18 protein-coding genes and 1 other RNA gene are annotated in these 18,097 nt (G+C 63.4%); 10 read left to right on the top strand and 9 right to left on the bottom strand.

The annotated features are described in order from the left end of the window. Nucleotides 1–86: 86 nt before the first annotated feature. The 4 genes from QMK50_RS12930 to QMK50_RS12915 all read right to left on the bottom strand — a co-directional run bounded on the left by QMK50_RS12930 (nucleotide 87) and on the right by QMK50_RS12915 (nucleotide 5,477). Nucleotides 87–1,205, bottom strand: a complete 1,119-nt coding sequence (locus tag QMK50_RS12930; RefSeq protein ID WP_095164743.1) for an ABC transporter permease — start codon at nucleotides 1,203–1,205, stop codon at nucleotides 87–89. Beyond that, on the bottom strand, nucleotides 1,205–3,925 hold the full coding sequence (gene rbbA, locus QMK50_RS12925; protein WP_320333242.1) for a ribosome-associated ATPase/putative transporter RbbA: 2,721 nt from the start codon (nucleotides 3,923–3,925) through the stop codon (nucleotides 1,205–1,207). Before rbbA ends, QMK50_RS12930 begins: the two co-directional genes overlap by 1 nt. After that, nucleotides 3,922–4,887, bottom strand: coding sequence for an efflux RND transporter periplasmic adaptor subunit (locus QMK50_RS12920; protein ID WP_320333241.1), 966 nt, complete (start codon nucleotides 4,885–4,887; stop codon nucleotides 3,922–3,924). The genes rbbA and QMK50_RS12920 overlap by 4 nt, the downstream gene beginning before the upstream one ends. Before the next feature lie 140 nt (nucleotides 4,888–5,027). Further along, the gene (locus QMK50_RS12915) at nucleotides 5,028–5,477 is read right to left on the bottom strand and encodes an EVE domain-containing protein (RefSeq protein ID WP_095164737.1); all 450 of its coding nucleotides are present in this window, start codon (nucleotides 5,475–5,477) and stop codon (nucleotides 5,028–5,030) included. A gap of 198 nt (nucleotides 5,478–5,675) precedes the next feature. On the opposite strand from QMK50_RS12915, the gene QMK50_RS12910 reads away from it, so the two are divergent. Further along, the gene (locus QMK50_RS12910) at nucleotides 5,676–5,822 is read left to right on the top strand and encodes a hypothetical protein (protein WP_095164735.1); all 147 of its coding nucleotides are present in this window, start codon (nucleotides 5,676–5,678) and stop codon (nucleotides 5,820–5,822) included. Between the two features lie 3 nt (nucleotides 5,823–5,825). On the opposite strand, the gene QMK50_RS12905 is transcribed toward QMK50_RS12910, so the two are convergent. The 4 genes from QMK50_RS12905 to QMK50_RS12890 form a co-directional block, all read right to left on the bottom strand. After that, nucleotides 5,826–6,455 carry a 5-formyltetrahydrofolate cyclo-ligase gene (locus tag QMK50_RS12905; RefSeq protein WP_095165195.1) on the bottom strand — a complete coding sequence of 210 codons (630 nt, stop codon included), beginning with the start codon at nucleotides 6,453–6,455 and terminating at the stop codon, nucleotides 5,826–5,828. An 88-nt stretch (nucleotides 6,456–6,543) separates the two neighbouring features. After that, nucleotides 6,544–6,722: non-coding RNA, 6S RNA (ssrS, locus tag QMK50_RS12900), on the bottom strand. Between the two features lie 30 nt (nucleotides 6,723–6,752). Further along, on the bottom strand, nucleotides 6,753–7,070 hold the full coding sequence (locus tag QMK50_RS12895) for a cell division protein ZapA (protein ID WP_095164733.1): 318 nt from the start codon (nucleotides 7,068–7,070) through the stop codon (nucleotides 6,753–6,755). Next, nucleotides 7,067–7,276: a TIGR02449 family protein gene (locus tag QMK50_RS12890; RefSeq protein ID WP_058413757.1), complete on the bottom strand. Its 210-nt coding sequence runs from the start codon at nucleotides 7,274–7,276 to the stop codon at nucleotides 7,067–7,069. Before QMK50_RS12890 ends, QMK50_RS12895 begins: the two co-directional genes overlap by 4 nt. A gap of 127 nt (nucleotides 7,277–7,403) precedes the next feature. On the opposite strand from QMK50_RS12890, the gene QMK50_RS12885 reads away from it, so the two are divergent. From QMK50_RS12885 to gcvH, 9 genes are all read left to right on the top strand, one after another. Continuing rightward, entirely contained in the window at nucleotides 7,404–7,961 is a 558-nt protein-coding gene (locus QMK50_RS12885; protein ID WP_159998515.1) for a YecA family protein, read from the top strand. A 20-nt stretch (nucleotides 7,962–7,981) separates the two neighbouring features. Then, complete coding sequence (gene pepP / locus QMK50_RS12880) at nucleotides 7,982–9,316, top strand: Xaa-Pro aminopeptidase (protein WP_095164729.1); 1,335 nt, start codon at nucleotides 7,982–7,984, stop codon at nucleotides 9,314–9,316. After that, nucleotides 9,313–10,500 (top strand): 2-octaprenyl-6-methoxyphenyl hydroxylase, encoded by a 1,188-nt coding sequence (gene ubiH, locus QMK50_RS12875; protein ID WP_095164727.1) that lies wholly within the window; start codon nucleotides 9,313–9,315, stop codon nucleotides 10,498–10,500. Before pepP ends, ubiH begins: the two co-directional genes overlap by 4 nt. Next, the gene (locus QMK50_RS12870; protein WP_095164725.1) at nucleotides 10,493–10,690 is read left to right on the top strand and encodes a hypothetical protein; all 198 of its coding nucleotides are present in this window, start codon (nucleotides 10,493–10,495) and stop codon (nucleotides 10,688–10,690) included. Before ubiH ends, QMK50_RS12870 begins: the two co-directional genes overlap by 8 nt. Nucleotides 10,691–10,699: 9 nt before the next feature. Next, a complete protein-coding gene (locus QMK50_RS12865; protein ID WP_320334515.1) occupies nucleotides 10,700–11,917 on the top strand; it encodes a 2-octaprenyl-3-methyl-6-methoxy-1,4-benzoquinol hydroxylase in 1,218 nt (405 codons plus the stop codon). 130 nt (nucleotides 11,918–12,047) lie between these two features. Next, nucleotides 12,048–13,049, top strand: a complete 1,002-nt coding sequence (locus tag QMK50_RS12860; RefSeq protein ID WP_320333240.1) for an extracellular solute-binding protein — start codon at nucleotides 12,048–12,050, stop codon at nucleotides 13,047–13,049. 214 nt (nucleotides 13,050–13,263) lie between these two features. Next, complete coding sequence (locus QMK50_RS12855) at nucleotides 13,264–14,874, top strand: iron ABC transporter permease (protein WP_320333239.1); 1,611 nt, start codon at nucleotides 13,264–13,266, stop codon at nucleotides 14,872–14,874. A 155-nt stretch (nucleotides 14,875–15,029) separates the two neighbouring features. Beyond that, nucleotides 15,030–16,112, top strand: coding sequence for a glycine cleavage system aminomethyltransferase GcvT (gcvT, locus tag QMK50_RS12850; protein WP_159998509.1), 1,083 nt, complete (start codon nucleotides 15,030–15,032; stop codon nucleotides 16,110–16,112). A gap of 51 nt (nucleotides 16,113–16,163) precedes the next feature. Beyond that, entirely contained in the window at nucleotides 16,164–16,547 is a 384-nt protein-coding gene (gcvH, locus tag QMK50_RS12845; protein ID WP_320333238.1) for a glycine cleavage system protein GcvH, read from the top strand. Nucleotides 16,548–16,823: 276 nt separating this feature from the next. Here the strand turns inward: gcvH and QMK50_RS12840 are convergent, their stop codons facing one another. Further along, entirely contained in the window at nucleotides 16,824–17,963 is a 1,140-nt protein-coding gene (locus tag QMK50_RS12840) for a DegT/DnrJ/EryC1/StrS aminotransferase family protein (protein WP_320333237.1), read from the bottom strand. Between the last annotated feature and the right edge of the window lie 134 nt (nucleotides 17,964–18,097).

The following is an 18,097-nucleotide window of genomic DNA, read 5'->3' as shown; positions in this document are numbered from 1 at the left end:
TTGTGGCGTGTATGCGGGATCTGTGGGCACCCAGAGCCATTGTGGGAGCGAGTGCCCGCTTGCGGCTTGCTCGCGATAGCGGTCTGTCAGGACGCCAGGCTCTTGCGAAACCGCGCCAGGGCAATCGCAAAGAACGCCAGGCCGATCACTGCCAGTGCCAGCAGGTCCGGCCAGACCACGTCGAGCGCGGCATCGCGGAACAGGATCGCCGCACTGAGGCTGACGAAGTGGGTGGAGGGCGAGCCCTGCATCACCCACTGCAGCCACTGCGGCATGCTGTCCAGCGGGGTGCTGCCGCCCGAGAGCAGCAGCATCGGAATGATCACTGGAATTGCCAGCAGGCCGAACTGCGGTGTCGAGCGGGCCAGGGTTGCGAGGAATATCCCCAGCGCCGTACTGGCGAACAGATACAGCGCAGTCACCAGCAGGAACAGCCCCAGGGAGCCCGCTAGCGGAACTCCCAACAGCCCTTTGACCACCACCTCCAGCGACACCCAGGTGCACAGCACCACCACCAGCATGTTGCTGCCGATTTTCGCCAGCATGATTTCCAGCGCCGTCAGCGGCAGCACCAGCAAATGGTCGAGGGTACCGTGTTCGCGCTCGCGCAGCAGCGCGGTGCCGGTCAGGACGATGGCGAGGATGGTGATGTTGTTGACGATCTGGATCACCGCCAGGAACCAGCCGCCCTCCAGGTTGGTGTTGAACAGTGCGCGGGTGGTCAGCAGGGCCGGTGCCTTGCTGGCCGTATCCGGCTGCCCGCCATAGTTGAGCAGTTCACGCTGGAAGATCCGCCCGATGTAGCCGGCCCCCATGAAGGCCTGGCTCATGGCGGTGGCGTCGACGTTGACCTGCACGGCCGGCGAGCGACCCGCCAGGAGGTCGGCCTGGAAGTTGGCCGGCACGTTGATCACAAAGGTGTACTGCCCGCGGTCCATGACCTGGTCCAACTGGTCGTAAGGCAGCGGTACGGCAGCCTGGAACTGCGGCGGTTGCAGGGCGTCGGCGAGCTGGCGCGAGAGATGACTGTGGTCTTCGTCGACGATCGCCACGCTGGCGTTGTTGACCCCGATCACCGAGCCGGCGGCGGGCATGTAGATCGCCACGCTGAAGGCGTACAACAAGAACAGCAGCAAGACGCTGTCGTGGCGCAGGCTGGTGAGCTCCTTGAGCCCCAGGCGCAGGATGTGCGAGAGCTGGTGCATCAGACCTCCTGCTTCTTGAGCATGATCAGGCTCAGCCCGGTGAAACCAAGGAAAAACCCGAACAGTGCCAGGCACTGTGGCCACAACTGGCGCACATCCAGGGCTTTGGTGAAGGTGCCGACGGCGATGTCGAGGAAGTAGCCGGCTGGGAACAATTGCCCCATCAGGGCTGCGGCGCCTTCGAGCGAGGAGCGCGGCACGATCAGGCCGGAGAACTGGATGGTCGGCAGGCTGGTGATAATCATGGTGCCGAGGATGGCGGCGATCTGGGTGCGGGTGAACGCCGAAATCAGCAGGCCCATGCTGGTGGTCGCCAGCACATAGAGCAGGCCACCGAAGGCCAGGGTCAAGCCGCTGCCTTTGAACGGCACGCCGAACAGCCAGCGGTTCATTGCCACCAGTAAGCCCAGATTGACCAGGCTGACGGCCAGGTAGGGCGCCTGTTTGCCCAGCAGGAACTCCAGGCGGGTCAGCGGCGTGGCGTAGAAGTTGGTGATCGAGCCCAGCTCTTTTTCCCGGACGATGCCCAGCGCGGTGAGCATGGCCGGGATGAAAGCCAGGATCAGCGCCATGACTCCCGGGCCAATGGCGTTCACGCTGACCACGTCCTGGTTGTAGCGAAAGCGCGTTTCCAGTCTGGCCGCCGGGCGTTGGTTGAGCGCCGGGCTGCTTTGCGCGGCGAGTTGCTCGAGGTTGGCCTGGTGCACCGCCTCGACGTAGTTGCGGCTGGTCTCTGCACGAAACGGCATGCCGCCATCGAGCCACGCGGCCACGGCCGGTTGACGCCCGGCGTACAGATCGCGGCCGAAGCCTGGGGGAATTTCCAGTGCAAGCTTGATCTCCGAGCGTTGCAGGCGCTGGTGCAATTGCCTGGCATCGTGGATAGGCGCTTGTTCGGCGAAGTAGCGCGAGCCGCGAAACGCCTCGAGGTAAGCGCGGCTTTGCGGGGTCTGGTCCTGGTCGTAGACGGCGAAAGCCAGTTTCTCGACGTCCAGGGAGATGCCGTAGCCAAAGATCACCATCATGAACAAGGCCCCGGCGAGGGCGAAGGCCAGGCGCACTTTGTCGCGCAGTAACTCCTTGCCCTCGCGGCTGGCCACGGCAATCAACCGCCGCAGGCTGAATGCGGCGCCGCCCGTAGGTGCCGGAGCTGTCGCGGCGTTGACCGCTGCCGGGGGTGGCGCTGCCGGGCTGGCGTCCTGCGCATCTTGCAGGCAGCGGACGAAGGCGTCTTCCAGGGTGTCTCCAGCAAACTGCTGCTGCAGCGCCGCCGGGGTGTCGCAGGCCAGCACCTTGCCAGCGTGCATCAGCGAGATCCGGTCACAGCGCTGGGCTTCATTCATGAAGTGGGTCGACAGGAAGATCGTCACCCCTTGCTCGCGGGACAGCTCGATCAGCAGTCGCCAGAAATCATCCCGGGCGGCCGGGTCGACGCCGGAAGTCGGTTCGTCAAGGATCAGCACTTCCGGGCGGTGCAGTACCGCGACCGCCAGTGACAAGCGCTGCCGCAAGCCCAGCGGCAGTGCTCCCGACTGTTGCCCGGCAATGCTGCCCAGGTCGAACCGCTGGATCAGTTCCTCGATGCGTGTGGCGCTCTCGGCCTTGGGCAAGTCGAACAGTCGCGCGTGCAACTCGAGGTTCTGGCGCACGCTGAGTTCGCCATAGAGCGAGAAGCTCTGCGACATGAAACCGACCCGCTTGCGCGTGGCCAGGTCCTTGGCATCCACCGGTTTGCCGAGCAACGTGGCGCTGCCTTCGCTGGCCGGCATCAGGCCGGTGAGGACCTTCATCGTGGTGGTCTTGCCGCAGCCGTTGGAGCCGAGGAAACCGAAAATCTCGCCACGACCGATGGCAAAGCTGACCTTGTTCACGGCCGTGAAGTCGCCGAAGCGCAGGGTCAGTTCGTGGGCCTGGATGGCGATGTCGAGGTTGTCGTGGGGGCGCGGTGGAATAACCAGCGGTTGGCTACTGCGTTTGCGGTCACCTTGAAAGTAGGTGAACGCATCGTCCAGTTTGCCGCTGGGGGTCACGGCTGCCAGGTCGCGACTCAGGCCGTCGGCGATCAGCTTGCCGGCGTCGAGCATCAAGCAGTGCTCGAACTGTTCGGCCTCCTCCATATAAGCGGTGGCGACCAGCAGGGTCAGTTGTGGGCGCTGGCGGCGGACATCCTCTACCAACTCCCAGAAGTGCCGGCGGGACAGCGGGTCGACGCCGGTGGTCGGCTCATCGAGGATCAGCAGGTCCGGTTCATGGATCAGCGCGCAGCACAGGCCGAGTTTCTGCTTCATCCCGCCGGACAGCTTGCCCGCCGGCCGCTCGGCGAACCGTGCCAGGTCGGTGGCCAGCAACAGGCTCTGCATGCGTTGCTCGCACTCGTCCTTCGACAGGCCGAACAGGGTGGCGAAGAAGCGGATGTTCTCGTTGATCGACAGGTCCGGGTACAGGTTGCCACCCAGGCCCTGGGGCATGAAGGCGATGCGCGGGTACAGGCTGTTGCGATGGCGGCGCTGGTCGATAGAGCCACCCAGCACCTGCAGGTCTCCGCGTTGCAGTTTCTTCACCCCGGCAATCAGCCCCAGCAGGCTGGATTTGCCCGCACCATCGGGGCCGATCAGGCCGCAGCGTGTGCCGCTGGGTAGGCTGAACGCGATGTCGATCAGTGCCTGTTGTGCGCCGTAGGCATGGCACAGGCCTTTGGCCTGCAGCGCCAGGGCGCTCATTGCAGGTTGGCCGGCCAGTCCACCGTCGCCGTGCGCACATAACCGGCGCCCGGCATTCCCGGTTTGGCCTCGGGCACGGCGGCCGGGTCAGTCAGTTTGAGCTTGACCCGGAACACCAGCTTTTGCCGCTCGTCACGGGTTTCCACTTCCTTGGGGGTGAACTGCGACTTGGCCGCGACAAAACTGATTCTGGCCGGCAATGGCCGGTCGGGCAGGGCGTCGAGCAGGATGCGCGCCTCGGCACCGACGGTCAGGCGCCCAGTGACCGAGGCCGGCAGATAGAGGTTCATGTACTGGTCGTTTGGGTCGATCAACAGCAATACCCGGCCGCCGGCACCGAGTACTTCGCCCGGTTCCGCCAGGCGCAGCTGGATCACCCCGTCGATGGGCGCGCGCAAGCTGCTGTCTTCGATTTCACTGGTCAGTTGCGCGACTTGCGCCTGGGCTGCACCGATCGCCGCCTGCACTGCCGCGACCTGGGCATTGGCGGCCTGGACTGCAGCGTTGCCGGTATTCAGGCGAGCCTGCTGCTGGTCGAGAATCTGCTGGCTGGCGAAACCGCGATTGAACAGTTCCCGTGAGCGCTTGATTTCCTGGCTGGCCAGCAGCAGTTCGCTTTGGCGCAACTGCACATTGGCCTCGGCCGCCGCGTAGTTTTGCCGGGCGCGCAGCACCTCGGCCTCGGCCTGGTTGCGCTGGGCCTCCAGGGTGCGGGTGTCCATGCGCGCCAGCAACTGGCCCTTGAGCACCTTGTCGCCTTCGTCGACATGCACGTCGGCGAGGCGTCCGGGGAGCTTGCTGGCAATCTGCACTTCGGTGGCTTCAAGCCGCCCATTGCCCATGCTCAGGCCTTCGGGCAGGCGGTCGCGCAGGGATTTCCAATAGCCGAAACCGCCGGCGGCGACTAGCAGGACCATTAACGAAACGGCAAATAGACGGGATGAGCGATGGTTTGTCGACATGAGTGCATCCTGCAACTGTAGCGTCCTAGTCTGACGGGTTCAGCGCAGTGGCGACTTGATGCCCGTCAAATGAAAGGCGAGCCTAACCCTTACTGGGGGCTTATGCATCCGCTGCGGGCGTGACCGCCGGGTTCTGCTGTTCAGCGCAAGGCGAGCACCGCCGCCCATTGCTCGGCCGTGACCGGCATCACCGACAGCCGGCTGCCTTTTTGCACCAGGGGCATCTCTGCCAATGCTGCTTGCTGCTTGAGGTAATCGAGCTTGAGCACCTTGGCGAAGGTGTCCACGTGCGCGACGTCGATCGCGCTCCAGGGATTTTTTTCGGCGTTGGCCTTGGGGTCGTGGTAGTGGCTTTGCGGGTCGAGGGCCGTCGGGTCCGGGTAGGCGGCTTCGACGATCTTGCCGATCCCGGCAATTCCCGGCTCCGGGCAACTGGAGTGATAGAAGAAGAACTCGTCACCCACCGCCATGGCCCGCAGGAAGTTGCGGGCCTGATAGTTGCGAACCCCATCCCAGCGGGCTTGCCCGAGCTTTTCCAGGCCCTTGATCGAGAGCTCGTCGGGCTCGGATTTCATCAGCCAATAGGCCATCTTTTTTGCTCCAGGAGAGGGGGGCGGAAAAGGGTTCCGGCAAATACATGACAAACCGACGGTCGGTTGACGCCAGCGTTTGCGTGTCGCCTCACGTTACCGCAAAATGCCGGACTTTTAAGCAAGACGCGGCAAGCACGGCCTGTAACGGACACCGCTGCTGACATCGTGTGTGAAATGCCTTGAGGGGGGCAATCGATGAAACGCAAACCGGATTTACTCTGGGTTCTGGTCATAGTGTTCGGTTTGGGTGTGGTGACTACCGGCTACGCGCAGAGCCTGTGGGCGAACAAAACCGATGCTCCGATCGAGCTCGCGCAACAGATTCAACCCTTCAAGCGCTGATCTTCACGCAACAGGGTTCGCTGCCAGCGGACCCGCGACATACCACTGGCGATCAGTCACCGTTCCTTGCAACGGCACATCCCAGCTCGCCTGATCCAGCTTCGCGACCTTCTGACATTCATGGGCCAGGCCCAGCAGCGTCGGCTTGCGCCAGCTCTGGCGGCGTGCCAGGTAAGCCAGGCTGCGGTCATAAAACCCGCCGCCCATGCCCAGGCGTCCACCTTCCTGATCAAAGCCGACCAATGGCAGCAGCACCAGGTCCAAGGTCCAGACCTTGCGCTGGCGGGCCTGGTTGGCCCGTGGTTCGAGAATGCGGAAACGATTGGGCCGCAGTTTTTCGCCCGGGCGAATGCGCTGGAACACCATCTTGGTGCGTGGCCAGGCGCTGAGCACCGGCAGGTAGGTCGCCTTGCCCCGGCGCTGTGCCGCACGCAGCAGCAGGCGCGGATCGATTTCACCGTCGGTGGGCAGGTACAGGGAGATGTGTCTGGCGCGGCGGAACAGCGCGTGTTGGGCCAGTTGCCGATACAGCCCGTGGGCGGCTTGGCGTTGCTGGCTGGCGCTCAGTGCGCGGCGGGCCTGGCGCAGCTTGCGTCGAAGTTGCGGGCGGGAAAGCGGCGCAGGTTCGGTCATCGTCATGGGCTGTTCGAGTGGCGAGGGCACCAGCACGGTGGTCGCGTAATAAAGCCGATGCCAGCATGGGCTGGCATCGGCTTGAATCAGGCTCCCCGGATGAACCGCTGCTGACTTAGCCCTTGAACCCGAAAGTTCAAGGTGGAAGATGCAGTAGGCTTTCAGGCTTTCCGTCTAGCGGACATGCACACCAGCCCAACGTGCAACCTCCAGGGTAGTGCGAATCGGCTCAGGGACATCGTCAACTGGCAAGCACCCCAGGGAGTGGCGCGAGTATACCGCAACCACCCCGAGGAATCAGCCTTTGCTGACATCCGGATCGGTGGCCAGCACCAAGTCCACACGATCGAGCAGGTCGCGCACTTGCTCGCGAGTCGAGCCGCTGGCCTGCACGTCCGGTCGTTCCTGGCTGTGCAACAGGTCGTGGGTGATGTTCAAGGCGGCCATCACGGCGATGCGGTCGGCGCCGATGACTTTGCCGCTGCTGCGGATTTCGCGCATCTTGCCGTCCAGGTAACGGGCAGCGCTCACCAGGTTGCTGCGCTCTTCCTGTGGGCAGATGATCGAATACTCTTTGTCGAGAATCTGCACGGTAACGCTATTGCTTGAACTCATGAGTCTTGCTCCAGGGCCTTGAGGCGCGAAATCATCGATTCGACCTTACGCCGGGCGATTTCATTTTTTTCAATGAGGTGCGCGCGTTCCTCGCGCCAGGTCTTTTCCTGAGCTAATAAGAGTCCGTTTTGGCCCTTAAGTTGCTCGACCCGGGTAATTAGCAGTTCGAGTCTGGCCATCAGCGCTTGCAGGTCGGTGTCTTCCATAGCGTTCCACGGTTTTTGTCTGATGGGCGGTAACTGGCGGACAGCCTTTAATAGTCTTGGCGAGTCTGTCGATGTAGGATACAAGGCCTTCATTCTAGACATAGCGCCGCTTGGCGCCTAGCTGCCCATGACCAATCAGAATTCCCCGTATAACGCCTTTGCCACCCTGCTGAGCACCAGCGGCCATCCTTGCTCTCCTGCCGAGCTTCACGGCGTGCTGCTGGGCCGCAGTTGCACCGGTGTCGGCTTTGATGCCGACAACTGGCTGGCGGATGTCGCCGAACTGCTGGAAACCGAACCTGCGGACAACGTACGCAACGCGCTGATCGGCCTGCAGGAAATGGTCAAGGGCGAGTTGACGGGCGACGAAGTCACTGTAGTCCTGCTGCTGCCGACCGACGACGCGCCGCTTACCGAGCGTGCTGCCGCGCTGGGCCAATGGTGCCAGGGCTTCCTCCACGGCTTCGGCGTCAACGCCTCCGGCCTGGATCTGAGCACCGATGCCCGTGAAGTGCTGCAAGACCTCGCTGCCATCTCCCAGGTGCAAGACGCCCTGGAAGAGTCCGAAGACGGTGAAAGCGACTATATGGAAGTGATGGAATACCTGCGCGTTGCGCCGCTGCTGCTGTTCGCCGAGACCAAAAAACCGGTTGTACCGGCTGCACCCAAGCCGTCGCTGCACTAAGAAAGGATCCCCATCTGCCCATGATCCATATCCCGAAGTCGGAATACGCGCGCCGGCGCAAGGCGCTGATGGCGCAGATGGAACCCAACAGCATCGCAATCCTGCCGGCCGCCGCCGTGGCGATCCGCAACCGTGACGTCGAGCACGTGTATCGCCAGGACAGCGACTTCCAGTACCTCAGTGGTTTCCCCGAGCCTCAAGCCGTCATCGTCTTGATGCCTGGCCGCGAGCATGGCGAATACCTGCTGTTTTGCCGTGAACGCAACGTCGAACGCGAGTTGTGGGATGGCCTGCGCGCCGGCCAGGAGGGCGCAATTCGCGACTTCGGGGCCGACGACGCCTTTCCGATCACCGACATCGACGACATCCTGCCGGGCCTGATCGAAGGCCGCGACCGGGTTTACTCGGCCATGGGCAGCAATCCGGAATTCGATCGGCATTTGATGGACTGGATCAACGTGATCCGCTCCAAGGCGCACCTGGGTGCGCAGCCGCCGAACGAATTTGTTGCCCTGGATCATCTGCTGCACGACATGCGCCTGTATAAATCGGCGGCAGAAGTGAAGGTGATGCGCGAGGCGGCGCGGATTTCCGCCCAGGCCCATGTTCGTGCAATGCAGGCCAGCCGTGCCGGGCTGCATGAGTTCAGCCTGGAAGCAGAGCTGGATTACGAGTTCCGCAAGGGTGGGGCGAAAATGCCGGCCTACGGCTCGATCGTCGCTGCCGGGCGCAACAGCTGCATCCTGCATTACCAGCAGAACGACGCGGTGCTCAAGGACGGTGACCTGGTATTGATCGACGCCGGGTGTGAAATCGACTGCTATGCCAGCGATATCACCCGCACCTGGCCGGTCAACGGCACGTTCACCGCGGAGCAGAAGGCGATCTACGAACTGGTGCTGGCTTCCCAGGAAGCGGCCTTTGCCCAGATCGCGCCGAACAAGCACTGGAACCAGGCCCACGAGGCGACGGTCCAGGTGATTACCGCCGGGCTGGTGCACCTGGGCCTGTTGCAGGGCGACGTTGACGAACTGATCGCCAGCGAAGCCTACAAGGCGTTCTACATGCACCGCGCCGGCCATTGGCTGGGCATGGATGTGCACGACGTGGGTGAGTACAAGGTGGGCGGTGAATGGCGGGTGCTGGAAGTCGGCATGGCCTTGACCGTCGAGCCGGGCATCTACATTGCTCCGGACAATCTGCAGGTGGCGAAGAAATGGCGCGGCATTGGCGTGCGCATCGAGGATGACGTGGTGGTAACCAAGCAAGGCTGTGAAATCCTGACCCGTGGCGTACCCAAGACAGTCGCCGAGATCGAAGCCCTGATGGCCGCGGCACGGGGCCAAGCGGCATGAGCCGGGTCAACCTGGCGATCATCGGTGGCGGGCTGGTGGGCGCCAGCCTGGCGTTGGCGCTGCAGGCCGGGGCCAAGGCCCGTGGCTGGAAGATCGTGCTGATCGAACCCTTCGCCCCCGGCGACAGCTACCAGCCCAGCTACGACGCACGTTCCTCGGCGTTGTCCTTCGGTGCCCGGCAGATCTACCAGCGTCTGGGCCTGTGGCAGGAGATCTCCCGCCGGGCCGAGCCAATCAAGCAGATTCACGTCTCCGACCGTGGACGGTTTTCCACCGCCCGCCTGTCCGCCATGGAAGAAGGCGTTCCGGCGCTCGGTTACGTGGTGGAAAACGCCTGGCTCGGCCAATGCCTGTGGCAGGGCCTGGACAAGGACGTGATCACCTGGCGTTGCCCGGCCGAAGTCACGCGCATGGAACCCTTGGTGGATGGCTACCGCCTGACCCTCAACGATGAAACCAGCCTGGATTGCGACCTAGCGGTGCTGGCCGACGGCGGCCGCTCGGGGTTGCGCGAGCAGTTGGGGATTGGCGTCAAGACGCGTCCCTATAACCAGAGCGCGCTGATCGCCAACATCACGCCCAGCGAAGCCCACAACGGCATGGCGTTCGAACGGTTCACCGATGACGGCCCGATGGCCCTGTTGCCGCTGCCGGAAAATCGCTGTGCGCTGGTCTGGACCCGCCTGGGCATGGACGCACAACGCCTGGCGCAGCTGGATGAACGCAGTTTCCTCAGTGAATTGCAGGGCGTGTTCGGCTATCGCCTGGGTACGCTCAAACAAGTGGGCGCGCGGCATCTGTATCCGTTGTCGCTGATCGAGGCCGAGGAGCAGGTGCGCCCGCACCTGGCAGTGCTCGGTAACGCCGCCCACAGCCTGCATCCGATAGCCGGGCAGGGCTTCAACCTGTCGCTGCGCGACGCCCAGGCCCTGGCCGAAGCCCTGCTTGGCAGTGACCAGCCGGCGGGCGACTTCGCCACCTTGCAGGCCTATCGCGAGCGCCAGCGCCTGGACCAGAACCTCACCGTGGGTTTCTCCGACCAGGTCACCCGTTTGTTTGGCAGCACCCAGCCACTGGTGTCCCTGGGCCGCAACCTCGGCCTGCTGGGGCTCGATCTGTTACCGCCGGCCAAGCGCTGGTTCGCTCGCCAGGCCATGGGGTTGGGAACCCGGGCCGATGGTTAAGTGGCTGACCCGGCGGCTGGGCAAGGCGCGGTTGCTGCGTTGGTTCATGGGTTTCTACCCGCCGTACCTCGGCGCGGGCGTGCGGGTGCGCCCTATCAGCGATGACATTCACGACGGCGCTGGCACCTTGGTAGCCCGGGTCGAAAAAACCCTTTACGTGCGGCTCAAGCCGCAAGCGAGACAGGCTTAAAGCATGGAAATGCGCGCAGATCTGCTGATTGTCGGGGCCGGGATGGTCGGCAGTGCCTTGGCACTGGCCCTCCAGAACAGTGGCCTGGAAGTCCTGCTGCTCGATGGCAGCCCGATGAGTGTCAAACCCTTCGATGGGCAATCGGCGTTCGAGCCGCGAGTCAGTGCCTTGTCGGCCGCCAGCCAGCGCATTCTCGAGCGCCTGGGAGTGTGGGACGGTGTGCTGCGGCGCCGTAGCAGTCCCTACTGCGACATGCAGGTGTGGGACGGCAGCGGCACCGGGCAGATTCACTTTTCTGCCGCCAGCGTGCACGCCGAAGTCCTGGGACATATCGTCGAGAACCGCGTGGTGCAGGATGCGTTGCTCGACCGTCTGCACGACTGCGACCTGGGCCTGCTGGCCAATGCGCGCCTGGAGCAGATGCGGCGCTCCGGCGACGATTGGCTGCTGACCCTGGCCGATGGCCGGACCTTGCGCGCGCCCTTGGTGATCGCCGCCGATGGCGCCAACTCGGCCGTGCGACGCTTGACCGGGGTGGCGACCCGGGAATGGGATTATCTGCACCACGCCATCGTCACCAGTGTGCGCAGCTCCCGGCCACACCAGATGACGGCCTGGCAGCGTTTTACCGATCACGGCCCGCTGGCCTTCCTGCCCCTTGCGCGCGACGGCCAGCAGGATTGGTGCTCGATCGTCTGGTCGACCACCCCCAGCGAAGCCGAGCGCCTGATGGGGCTGGACGAGGAGGCTTTCTGTGCAGAGCTTACGCGCGCTTTCGAAGGGCGCCTGGGCCAGGTGCTGAGTGCCGACCCGCGCCTCTGTGTGCCCCTGCGCCAGCGCCACGCCAAGCGCTATGTGGCCGAAGGCCTGGCGCTGATCGGTGACGCCGCGCACACCATTCACCCGTTGGCCGGGCAGGGGGTCAACCTGGGTTTCCTCGATGCCGCGGTGCTGGCCGAGGTGCTGTTGCAAGCAGCGGCACGGGGCGAACGGTTGGCGGATGTGAAGGTGCTGAGCCGCTACGAACGCCGGCGCATGCCCCACAACCTGGCGTTAATGGCGGCGATGGAAGGCTTCGAGCGCTTGTTCCAGGCCGATCCCTTGCCCGTGCGCTGGTTGCGCAATACCGGTTTGAAGCTGGTCGACCAGATGCCCGAGGCCAAGGCGCTGTTCGTGCGCCAGGCGCTGGGCTTGAGCGGTGATCTGCCGGAGCTGGCCAAGGCTTGAGGGGGCGGTTGGGGCGAGCCTCCGCGAGGTCATGCAACATCTGGTAACTCCTCCACAGAGGGATCGGTTGAGATGGCAAATGTGACTCCTTATCATTTGGCCTCATTTCTGATATCGAGAGACCGCTCCCATGTTGGCACCGAAGCGTCTACTGACAGCCATCGCCCTGACCCTGATTGGCACCACGGCGCAGGCCGCCGACGAAGTTGTGGTCTACTCCTCGCGTATCGATGAGCTGATCAAGCCGGTCTTCGATGCCTACACCGAGAAAACCGGTGTCAAAGTGAAGTTCATCACCGACAAGGAAGCGCCGCTGATGCAGCGCATCAAGGCCGAAGGTGAAAACGCCACCGCCGACCTGCTGCTGACCGTCGACGCCGGCAACCTTTGGCAGGCCGAGCAGATGGGCATCCTGCAGCCGTTCACCTCGAAGGTGATCGATACCAACATTCCCCTGCAATACCGCGCCGCGTCCCACGCCTGGACCGGCCTGAGCCTGCGTGCACGGACGCTGGCCTACTCCACCGACCGGGTCAAGCCTGAGGAAATGACCACCTACGAAGCCCTGGCCGACAAGAAGTGGGAAGGCCGCCTGTGCCTGCGCACAGCGAAGAAGGTCTACAACCAGTCGTTGACCGCGACCCTGATCGAAACCCATGGCGCCGGCAAGACCGAGGAAATCATCAAGGGCTGGGTCAACAACCTCGCCACTGACGTGTTCTCCGATGACACCGCCGTGCTCGAAGCCATCGCCGCCGGCCAGTGCGACGTCGGCATCGTCAACACCTATTACTACGGCCGCCTGCACAAGCAGAAGCCGGAACTGCCGGTCAAACTGTTCTGGCCAAACCAGGCCGACCGTGGCGTGCACGTCAACCTGTCGGGCATTGGCCTGACCAAGCATGCGCCACACCCGGAAGCCGCCAAGGCCCTGGTGGAGTGGATGACCACTGCCGAAGCCCAGAAGATCTTCGCCGACGTCAACCAGGAGTTCCCGGCCAACCCGAACGTCAAGCCGTCGGCTGAAGTCGAGGCCTGGGGCAAATTCATCCCGGACACCCTGCCGGTCGAAGTGGCTGGCCTGCGCCAGGCCGAAGCGATTCGCCTGATGGACCGCGCCGGCTGGAACTGAGTTATCAAGGGGAGCCACCCCCGAGCTATTTGTAGGAGCGAGCTTGCTCGCGATGGCGGTATGCCAGACAACATTGATGTTGAATGACACACCGCCATCGCGAGCAAGCTCGCTCCCACTGGTTTTGTGCAGGACCTATGGGGGGCAATCTCCTCTGCACAAAACAAAGCTGTTAGCCTTCGCTCCCCCGGCCCCGCCTTTTTCGAGACATCCCTTGGCCCATCCCGCACAACGTCGCTGGTATCCGCTGGTTTTCACTGTCGCCGCCCTGGTGCTGCTGCCGCTGAGCGTACTGCTGCTGTCGTGGCAGAGCGTCGACCTGCAGATCTGGTCGCACCTGTGGGACACCCAGATGCCGCGTCTGCTGGGCAACACCTTGACCCTGATCCTCGGGGTTGGCGTTGGCGTCACGCTGCTGGGCGTCAGCCTGGCCTGGCTCACCAGCCTTTGCGAGTTTCCCGGCCGGCGCTGGCTGGACTGGGCATTGATGCTGCCCTTTGCCATTCCGGCCTACGTCCTGGCCTTCGTGTTTGTCGGCTTGCTGGACTTCTCCGGCCCGGTACAGACCCTGCTGCGTGAATGGTTCGGCAGTGGCCTGCGCCTGCCACGGGTGCGCTCCACTGGCGGGGTGATACTGGTGCTGGTGCTGGTGTTCTATCCCTACGTCTACCTGCTCGCCCGCACGGCGTTCCTGGCCCAGGGCAAGGGCTTGATGGAAGCGGCGCGGGTGCTCGGCCAATCCCCCTGGCAAGCCTTCTGGCGAGTGGCCCTGCCTATGGCGCGACCGGCGATCGGTGCCGGTGTGGCCTTGGCATTGATGGAGACCCTGGCGGACTTCGGCGCGGTCTCGGTGTTCAACTTTGATACCTTCACCACTGCGATCTACAAGACCTGGTATGGCTTCTTCAGCCTGTCCAGCGCGGCCCAACTGGCCAGCCTGTTGCTGCTGGTGGTGATGCTGTTGCTGTACGGCGAGCGCCGTGCGCGGGGCCGAGCGAGCAACGAGCGGCCACGGGGCAAGGCGCTCTATCACCTGCATGGCTTCAAGGCGCTGGCGGCCAGCAGTTGGTGTGTCCTGGTGTTCGCCTGCGCATTTGTCATTCCCTTGCTGCAACTGCTGGCGTGGTTCTGGCAGCGCGGGCGCTTCGATCTCGACGAGCGGTATGCCGGGCTGATCCTGCACACCCTGTACCTGGGCGCCATGGCCGCGCTGATCACCGTCAGCGTCGCGCTGCTCCTGGCGTTCGCCCGGCGCCTGGCACCGACCCGGGCGATCCGCTCCGGGATCAGCGTGGCCAATATCGGCTACGCCTTGCCCGGCTCGGTACTGGCGGTGTCGATCATGCTGGCGTTCAGTTACCTGGACCGTGAACTGGTGGTGCCTCTGTCGAGCTGGCTGGGCGGTGCCGGCAAACCGCTGCTGCTGGGCAGTCTGTCGGCCTTGCTGCTGGCGTACCTGGTGCGGTTCATCGCGGTGGCCTACGGGCCGCTGGAAAACAGCCTGGCGCGGATTCGCCCCTCATTGCCGGAAGCCGCCCGCAGCCTGGGGGTGAGTGGGCCACGACTGTTTTTCAAAGTGTATCTGCCATTGTTGCTGCCCGGCACCCTGAGCGCAGCGCTGCTGGTGTTCGTCGATGTGCTCAAGGAAATGCCGGCGACCTTGCTGATGCGCCCGTTTGGCTGGGACACGCTGGCTGTGCGGATTTTCGAAATGACCAGTGAAGGCGAATGGGCGCGGGCCTCGTTGCCCGCCTTGAGCCTGATTCTGGTGGGCCTGTTACCGGTGATTGGCTTGATCCGGCGTTCGGCTCAGCGAATCGGTTAGGTGCCAGTCCTACATCATGCGGCTACAATGCGCGGCATTCGGTGTGGATCGTCCTTCAGACCAGGTTCCTGAAATTGACTGAAAGCCTTCTATTTCAAGGCCTTCAACCAACCAGCGCCTGTCCGCACCTTCGCCACGCCCGGAAGGAGAAACCCATGGGACAGCGTACGCCTCTGTATGACCTTCATCTCGCCCTCGGCGCGAAGATGGTCGATTTTGGCGGTTGGGATATGCCACTGCATTACGGCTCGCAGGTCGAGGAACACCATCAGGTGCGTCGCGACTGTGGGGTTTTTGATGTGTCCCACATGACCGTGATCGATGTCAGCGGCCCCCAGGCCAAGGCCTGGCTCCAGTATTTACTGGCCAATGATGTCGAACGCCTGCACAACTGCGGCCGTGCCCTGTACAGCACCATGCTCAATGAGCGGGGCGGGGTGGTCGACGACATGATCGTCTATCGCCTGGAAGACTGTTACCGCCTGGTAGTGAACGCCGCCACTCGGGATCAGGACCTGGCCTGGATGCAGGCGCAAGTCGGCGACTATCAAGTGCAACTGCACGAGCGCAGCGAACTGGCGATGCTGGCCATCCAGGGCCCGCACGCTCGGCAGAAAATTGCCGAGCTGGTAACGCAGGCGCGCGGTGCACTGATCCAGCAACTCAAGCCCTTCGAAGGCCAGTACGACGGTGACTGGTTCATCGCCCGTACCGGCTATACCGGCGAAGACGGCCTGGAAATTGCCATGCCGGCCAGCCAGGCGCCGGGCTTTTTCAACGATCTGGTCGGTGCCGGCATTTCGCCCATCGGTCTCGGCGCGCGCGACACCTTGCGCCTTGAGGCGGGCATGAACCTTTATGGCCAGGACATCCACCAGGATGTTTCGCCACTGGCCTCGAACATGGCCTGGAGCATCGCCTGGGCACCGGCCACTCGTCAGTTCATCGGCCGGGCCGCGTTGGAGGCCGAGCTTGCCGCCGGCGTACAGCACAAACTGGTCGGCCTGGTACTCGAGGAACGTGGGGTTTTACGGGCGCACCAGGTGGTTCGTATCGCCGATGTTGGCGAAGGAGAGATCACCAGTGGTAGTTTCTCTCCTACGCTTAGCAAATCGATCGCCCTGGCGCGGGTGCCGATGGCTACCGCCGACCGCGCCGAAGTGGAAATCCGTGGCAAGTGGTACCCGGTCCGGGTGGTAAAACCGACCTTCGTGCGTCATGGCAAAACCTTGATCTAACTATTTCCGGCGGACCAATACCGCTGACATTTCTTCTTGAGGACACAGAACATGAGCGATATCCCTGCCGACCTGCGTTTTGCCGAAAGTCACGAATGGGCCCGTCTGGAAGCCGATGGCAGCGTGACCGTGGGCATCAGCGATCATGCCCAGGAAGCCTTGGGTGACGTGGTCTTCGTTGAGCTGACCGAAGTGGGCACTGCGTTCGGCGCTGGAGATCAGGCGGGCGTGGTGGAGTCGGTCAAGGCTGCCTCGGACATCTACTCCCCGGTTGCCGGCGAAGTGATCGCGATCAACGAAGAACTGAGCGCCAACCCCGAGCTGCTCAACTCCGACCCGTACGGTGCGTGGATCTTCAAGCTCAAGCCAAGCAACAGCGCCGACCTCGACAAATTGCTCGACGCGGCTGGCTACAAGGTGGCCATCGGCGAGTAATCACGCCAACCTGTGGGGGGGCATGCACAACCGGCAAGCACCCACAATCACTAATGTGGGAGCGGGCTTGCCCGCGATGGGCATAGGTATCTACACAACCGTGGTGCGACGTTGCACCTGTGGGCCTCTGGGGTGTTGGATATGTACCCCGCCTAATCCAACACCCCAGAGGCCGCTACGAAGTTGTGTAGATACCTATGCCGCGATGGGGCCGGTACATTCAGCATCGATGGTGCCTGATGTACCGCCATCGCTGGCAAGCCAGCACCCACAGGGTCATTTTTGTAGAACTGCTTTTACCGCCGCGACAACCCGCTCGACATCATCGGTGCTCATGCTCGTGAACATCGGCAGCGACACGATCAGCCGGCCAACCCGCTCGGCCACCGGGAACATCCCGTCCTTGAAACCGCGCTCGCGGTACAGACTCAGCAGATGAATCGGCGGGTAGTGATAGCCGACGCCAACTCCCAGTGCCTGCATCTTTTCCATGAACGTGGCCCGTGCCGGTTGGCCATCCGCACGTTCTGGCAGCACCAGCTGGAACAGGTGCCAGTTGCTCTGGGTGAAATCGGCCGGCGGTAGCTGTGCACCGTACCGGGCCTCGAAATCACCGCCAAAACACGCGAAGTAATGTTGCGCCAGCATGCGGCGATGGGCGGTGATCGCCTCGATCCCGGCAAACTGGCCCAGGCCGATGGCGGCGGCGACGTCGGTCATGTTGAACTTGCCACCCAGCACGTCCACGTCCAGGCCATCAAAACCGCTGCGGGTCACGCCTTGCAGACGGTACTTCTCGGCCAGCCGCGCTTCTTGCGCGTTGTTCAGCACCAGGCAGCCGCCCTCCGAGCAGGTGACGTTCTTGTTCGCCTGGAAACTGAACGACACGAAGTCCCCCGTCGCCCCGATGCGCTGCCCATTCCAGCTTGAGCCCAGCGCTTGGGCGGCATCCTCGACAATGCGCAGGCCGTGCTTGCGCGCAATGCCGTACAGGCGCTCCATGTCCAGTGGCAACCCGGCCAGGTACACCGGGATTATTGCCTTGGTGCGCGGGGTGATGGCGGCTTCGAGCCGGTCCAGGTCGATGTTGCGGGTGATCGGGTCGATGTCGGCGAACACCGGGGTGGCGCCGACTTCGAGAATCACGTTGGCCGTGGCCACCCACGAGATCGGTGTAGTGATCACTTCATCACCGGCGCCGATCCCGGCGATGCGCAAGGCGATCTCCATGGTGCAGGTGCCGGAGTTGAACGTACGCACCGGCCGTCCGCCGAAATACTCGGACAGCTGGGCTTCGAAGGCCTGGACCTTGGGCCCGCTGGTGATCCAGCCGGAGCGCAGGACATCGCCTACGGCGGCAATAGTGGCTTCATCAATGACGGGTTTGGAAAACGGCAGAAAAGGCTGTTGGCTCATGGCGATCTGGGGACCCGAGTGGCGGACGTGGGTGATGCGCTGTACAGAATGGCTCCGATTGGCCGAAGACACCATACCGTGCGCACAGGGCAGCTATGCTGCCAGAACCGAGTTGAACAGACGCTGAGCGCCAT

Origin of the sequence: Pseudomonas sp. P5_152 (assembly GCF_033989915.1) — a bacterium.
Classification (GTDB): domain Bacteria; phylum Pseudomonadota; class Gammaproteobacteria; order Pseudomonadales; family Pseudomonadaceae; genus Aquipseudomonas.
The sequence above is the reverse complement of the archived record's forward strand: the minus strand, read 5'-3'. Positions and strand labels throughout refer to the sequence as shown.

What these genes read in the sequence shown, in the direction of transcription:
- QMK50_RS12840 (WP_320333237.1), bottom strand. Translation starts at nt 17,963, where the DNA reads ATGAGCCAACAGCCTTTTCTGCCGTTTTCCAAACCCGTCATTGATGAA.
- QMK50_RS12870 (WP_095164725.1), top strand. Translation starts at nt 10,493, where the DNA reads ATGGTTAAGTGGCTGACCCGGCGGCTGGGCAAGGCGCGGTTGCTGCGT.
- QMK50_RS12885 (WP_159998515.1), top strand. Translation starts at nt 7,404, where the DNA reads ATGACCAATCAGAATTCCCCGTATAACGCCTTTGCCACCCTGCTGAGC.
- QMK50_RS12865 (WP_320334515.1), top strand. Translation starts at nt 10,700, where the DNA reads ATGCGCGCAGATCTGCTGATTGTCGGGGCCGGGATGGTCGGCAGTGCC.
- QMK50_RS12890 (WP_058413757.1), bottom strand. Translation starts at nt 7,276, where the DNA reads ATGGAAGACACCGACCTGCAAGCGCTGATGGCCAGACTCGAACTGCTA.
- pepP (WP_095164729.1), top strand. Translation starts at nt 7,982, where the DNA reads ATGATCCATATCCCGAAGTCGGAATACGCGCGCCGGCGCAAGGCGCTG.
- gcvH (WP_320333238.1), top strand. Translation starts at nt 16,164, where the DNA reads ATGAGCGATATCCCTGCCGACCTGCGTTTTGCCGAAAGTCACGAATGG.
- QMK50_RS12905 (WP_095165195.1), bottom strand. Translation starts at nt 6,455, where the DNA reads ATGACCGAACCTGCGCCGCTTTCCCGCCCGCAACTTCGACGCAAGCTG.
- rbbA (WP_320333242.1), bottom strand. Translation starts at nt 3,925, where the DNA reads ATGAGCGCCCTGGCGCTGCAGGCCAAAGGCCTGTGCCATGCCTACGGC.
- QMK50_RS12910 (WP_095164735.1), top strand. Translation starts at nt 5,676, where the DNA reads ATGAAACGCAAACCGGATTTACTCTGGGTTCTGGTCATAGTGTTCGGT.
- QMK50_RS12915 (WP_095164737.1), bottom strand. Translation starts at nt 5,477, where the DNA reads ATGGCCTATTGGCTGATGAAATCCGAGCCCGACGAGCTCTCGATCAAG.
- QMK50_RS12860 (WP_320333240.1), top strand. Translation starts at nt 12,048, where the DNA reads ATGTTGGCACCGAAGCGTCTACTGACAGCCATCGCCCTGACCCTGATT.
- QMK50_RS12930 (WP_095164743.1), bottom strand. Translation starts at nt 1,205, where the DNA reads ATGCACCAGCTCTCGCACATCCTGCGCCTGGGGCTCAAGGAGCTCACC.
- ubiH (WP_095164727.1), top strand. Translation starts at nt 9,313, where the DNA reads ATGAGCCGGGTCAACCTGGCGATCATCGGTGGCGGGCTGGTGGGCGCC.
- gcvT (WP_159998509.1), top strand. Translation starts at nt 15,030, where the DNA reads ATGGGACAGCGTACGCCTCTGTATGACCTTCATCTCGCCCTCGGCGCG.
- QMK50_RS12895 (WP_095164733.1), bottom strand. Translation starts at nt 7,070, where the DNA reads ATGAGTTCAAGCAATAGCGTTACCGTGCAGATTCTCGACAAAGAGTAT.
- QMK50_RS12920 (WP_320333241.1), bottom strand. Translation starts at nt 4,887, where the DNA reads ATGTCGACAAACCATCGCTCATCCCGTCTATTTGCCGTTTCGTTAATG.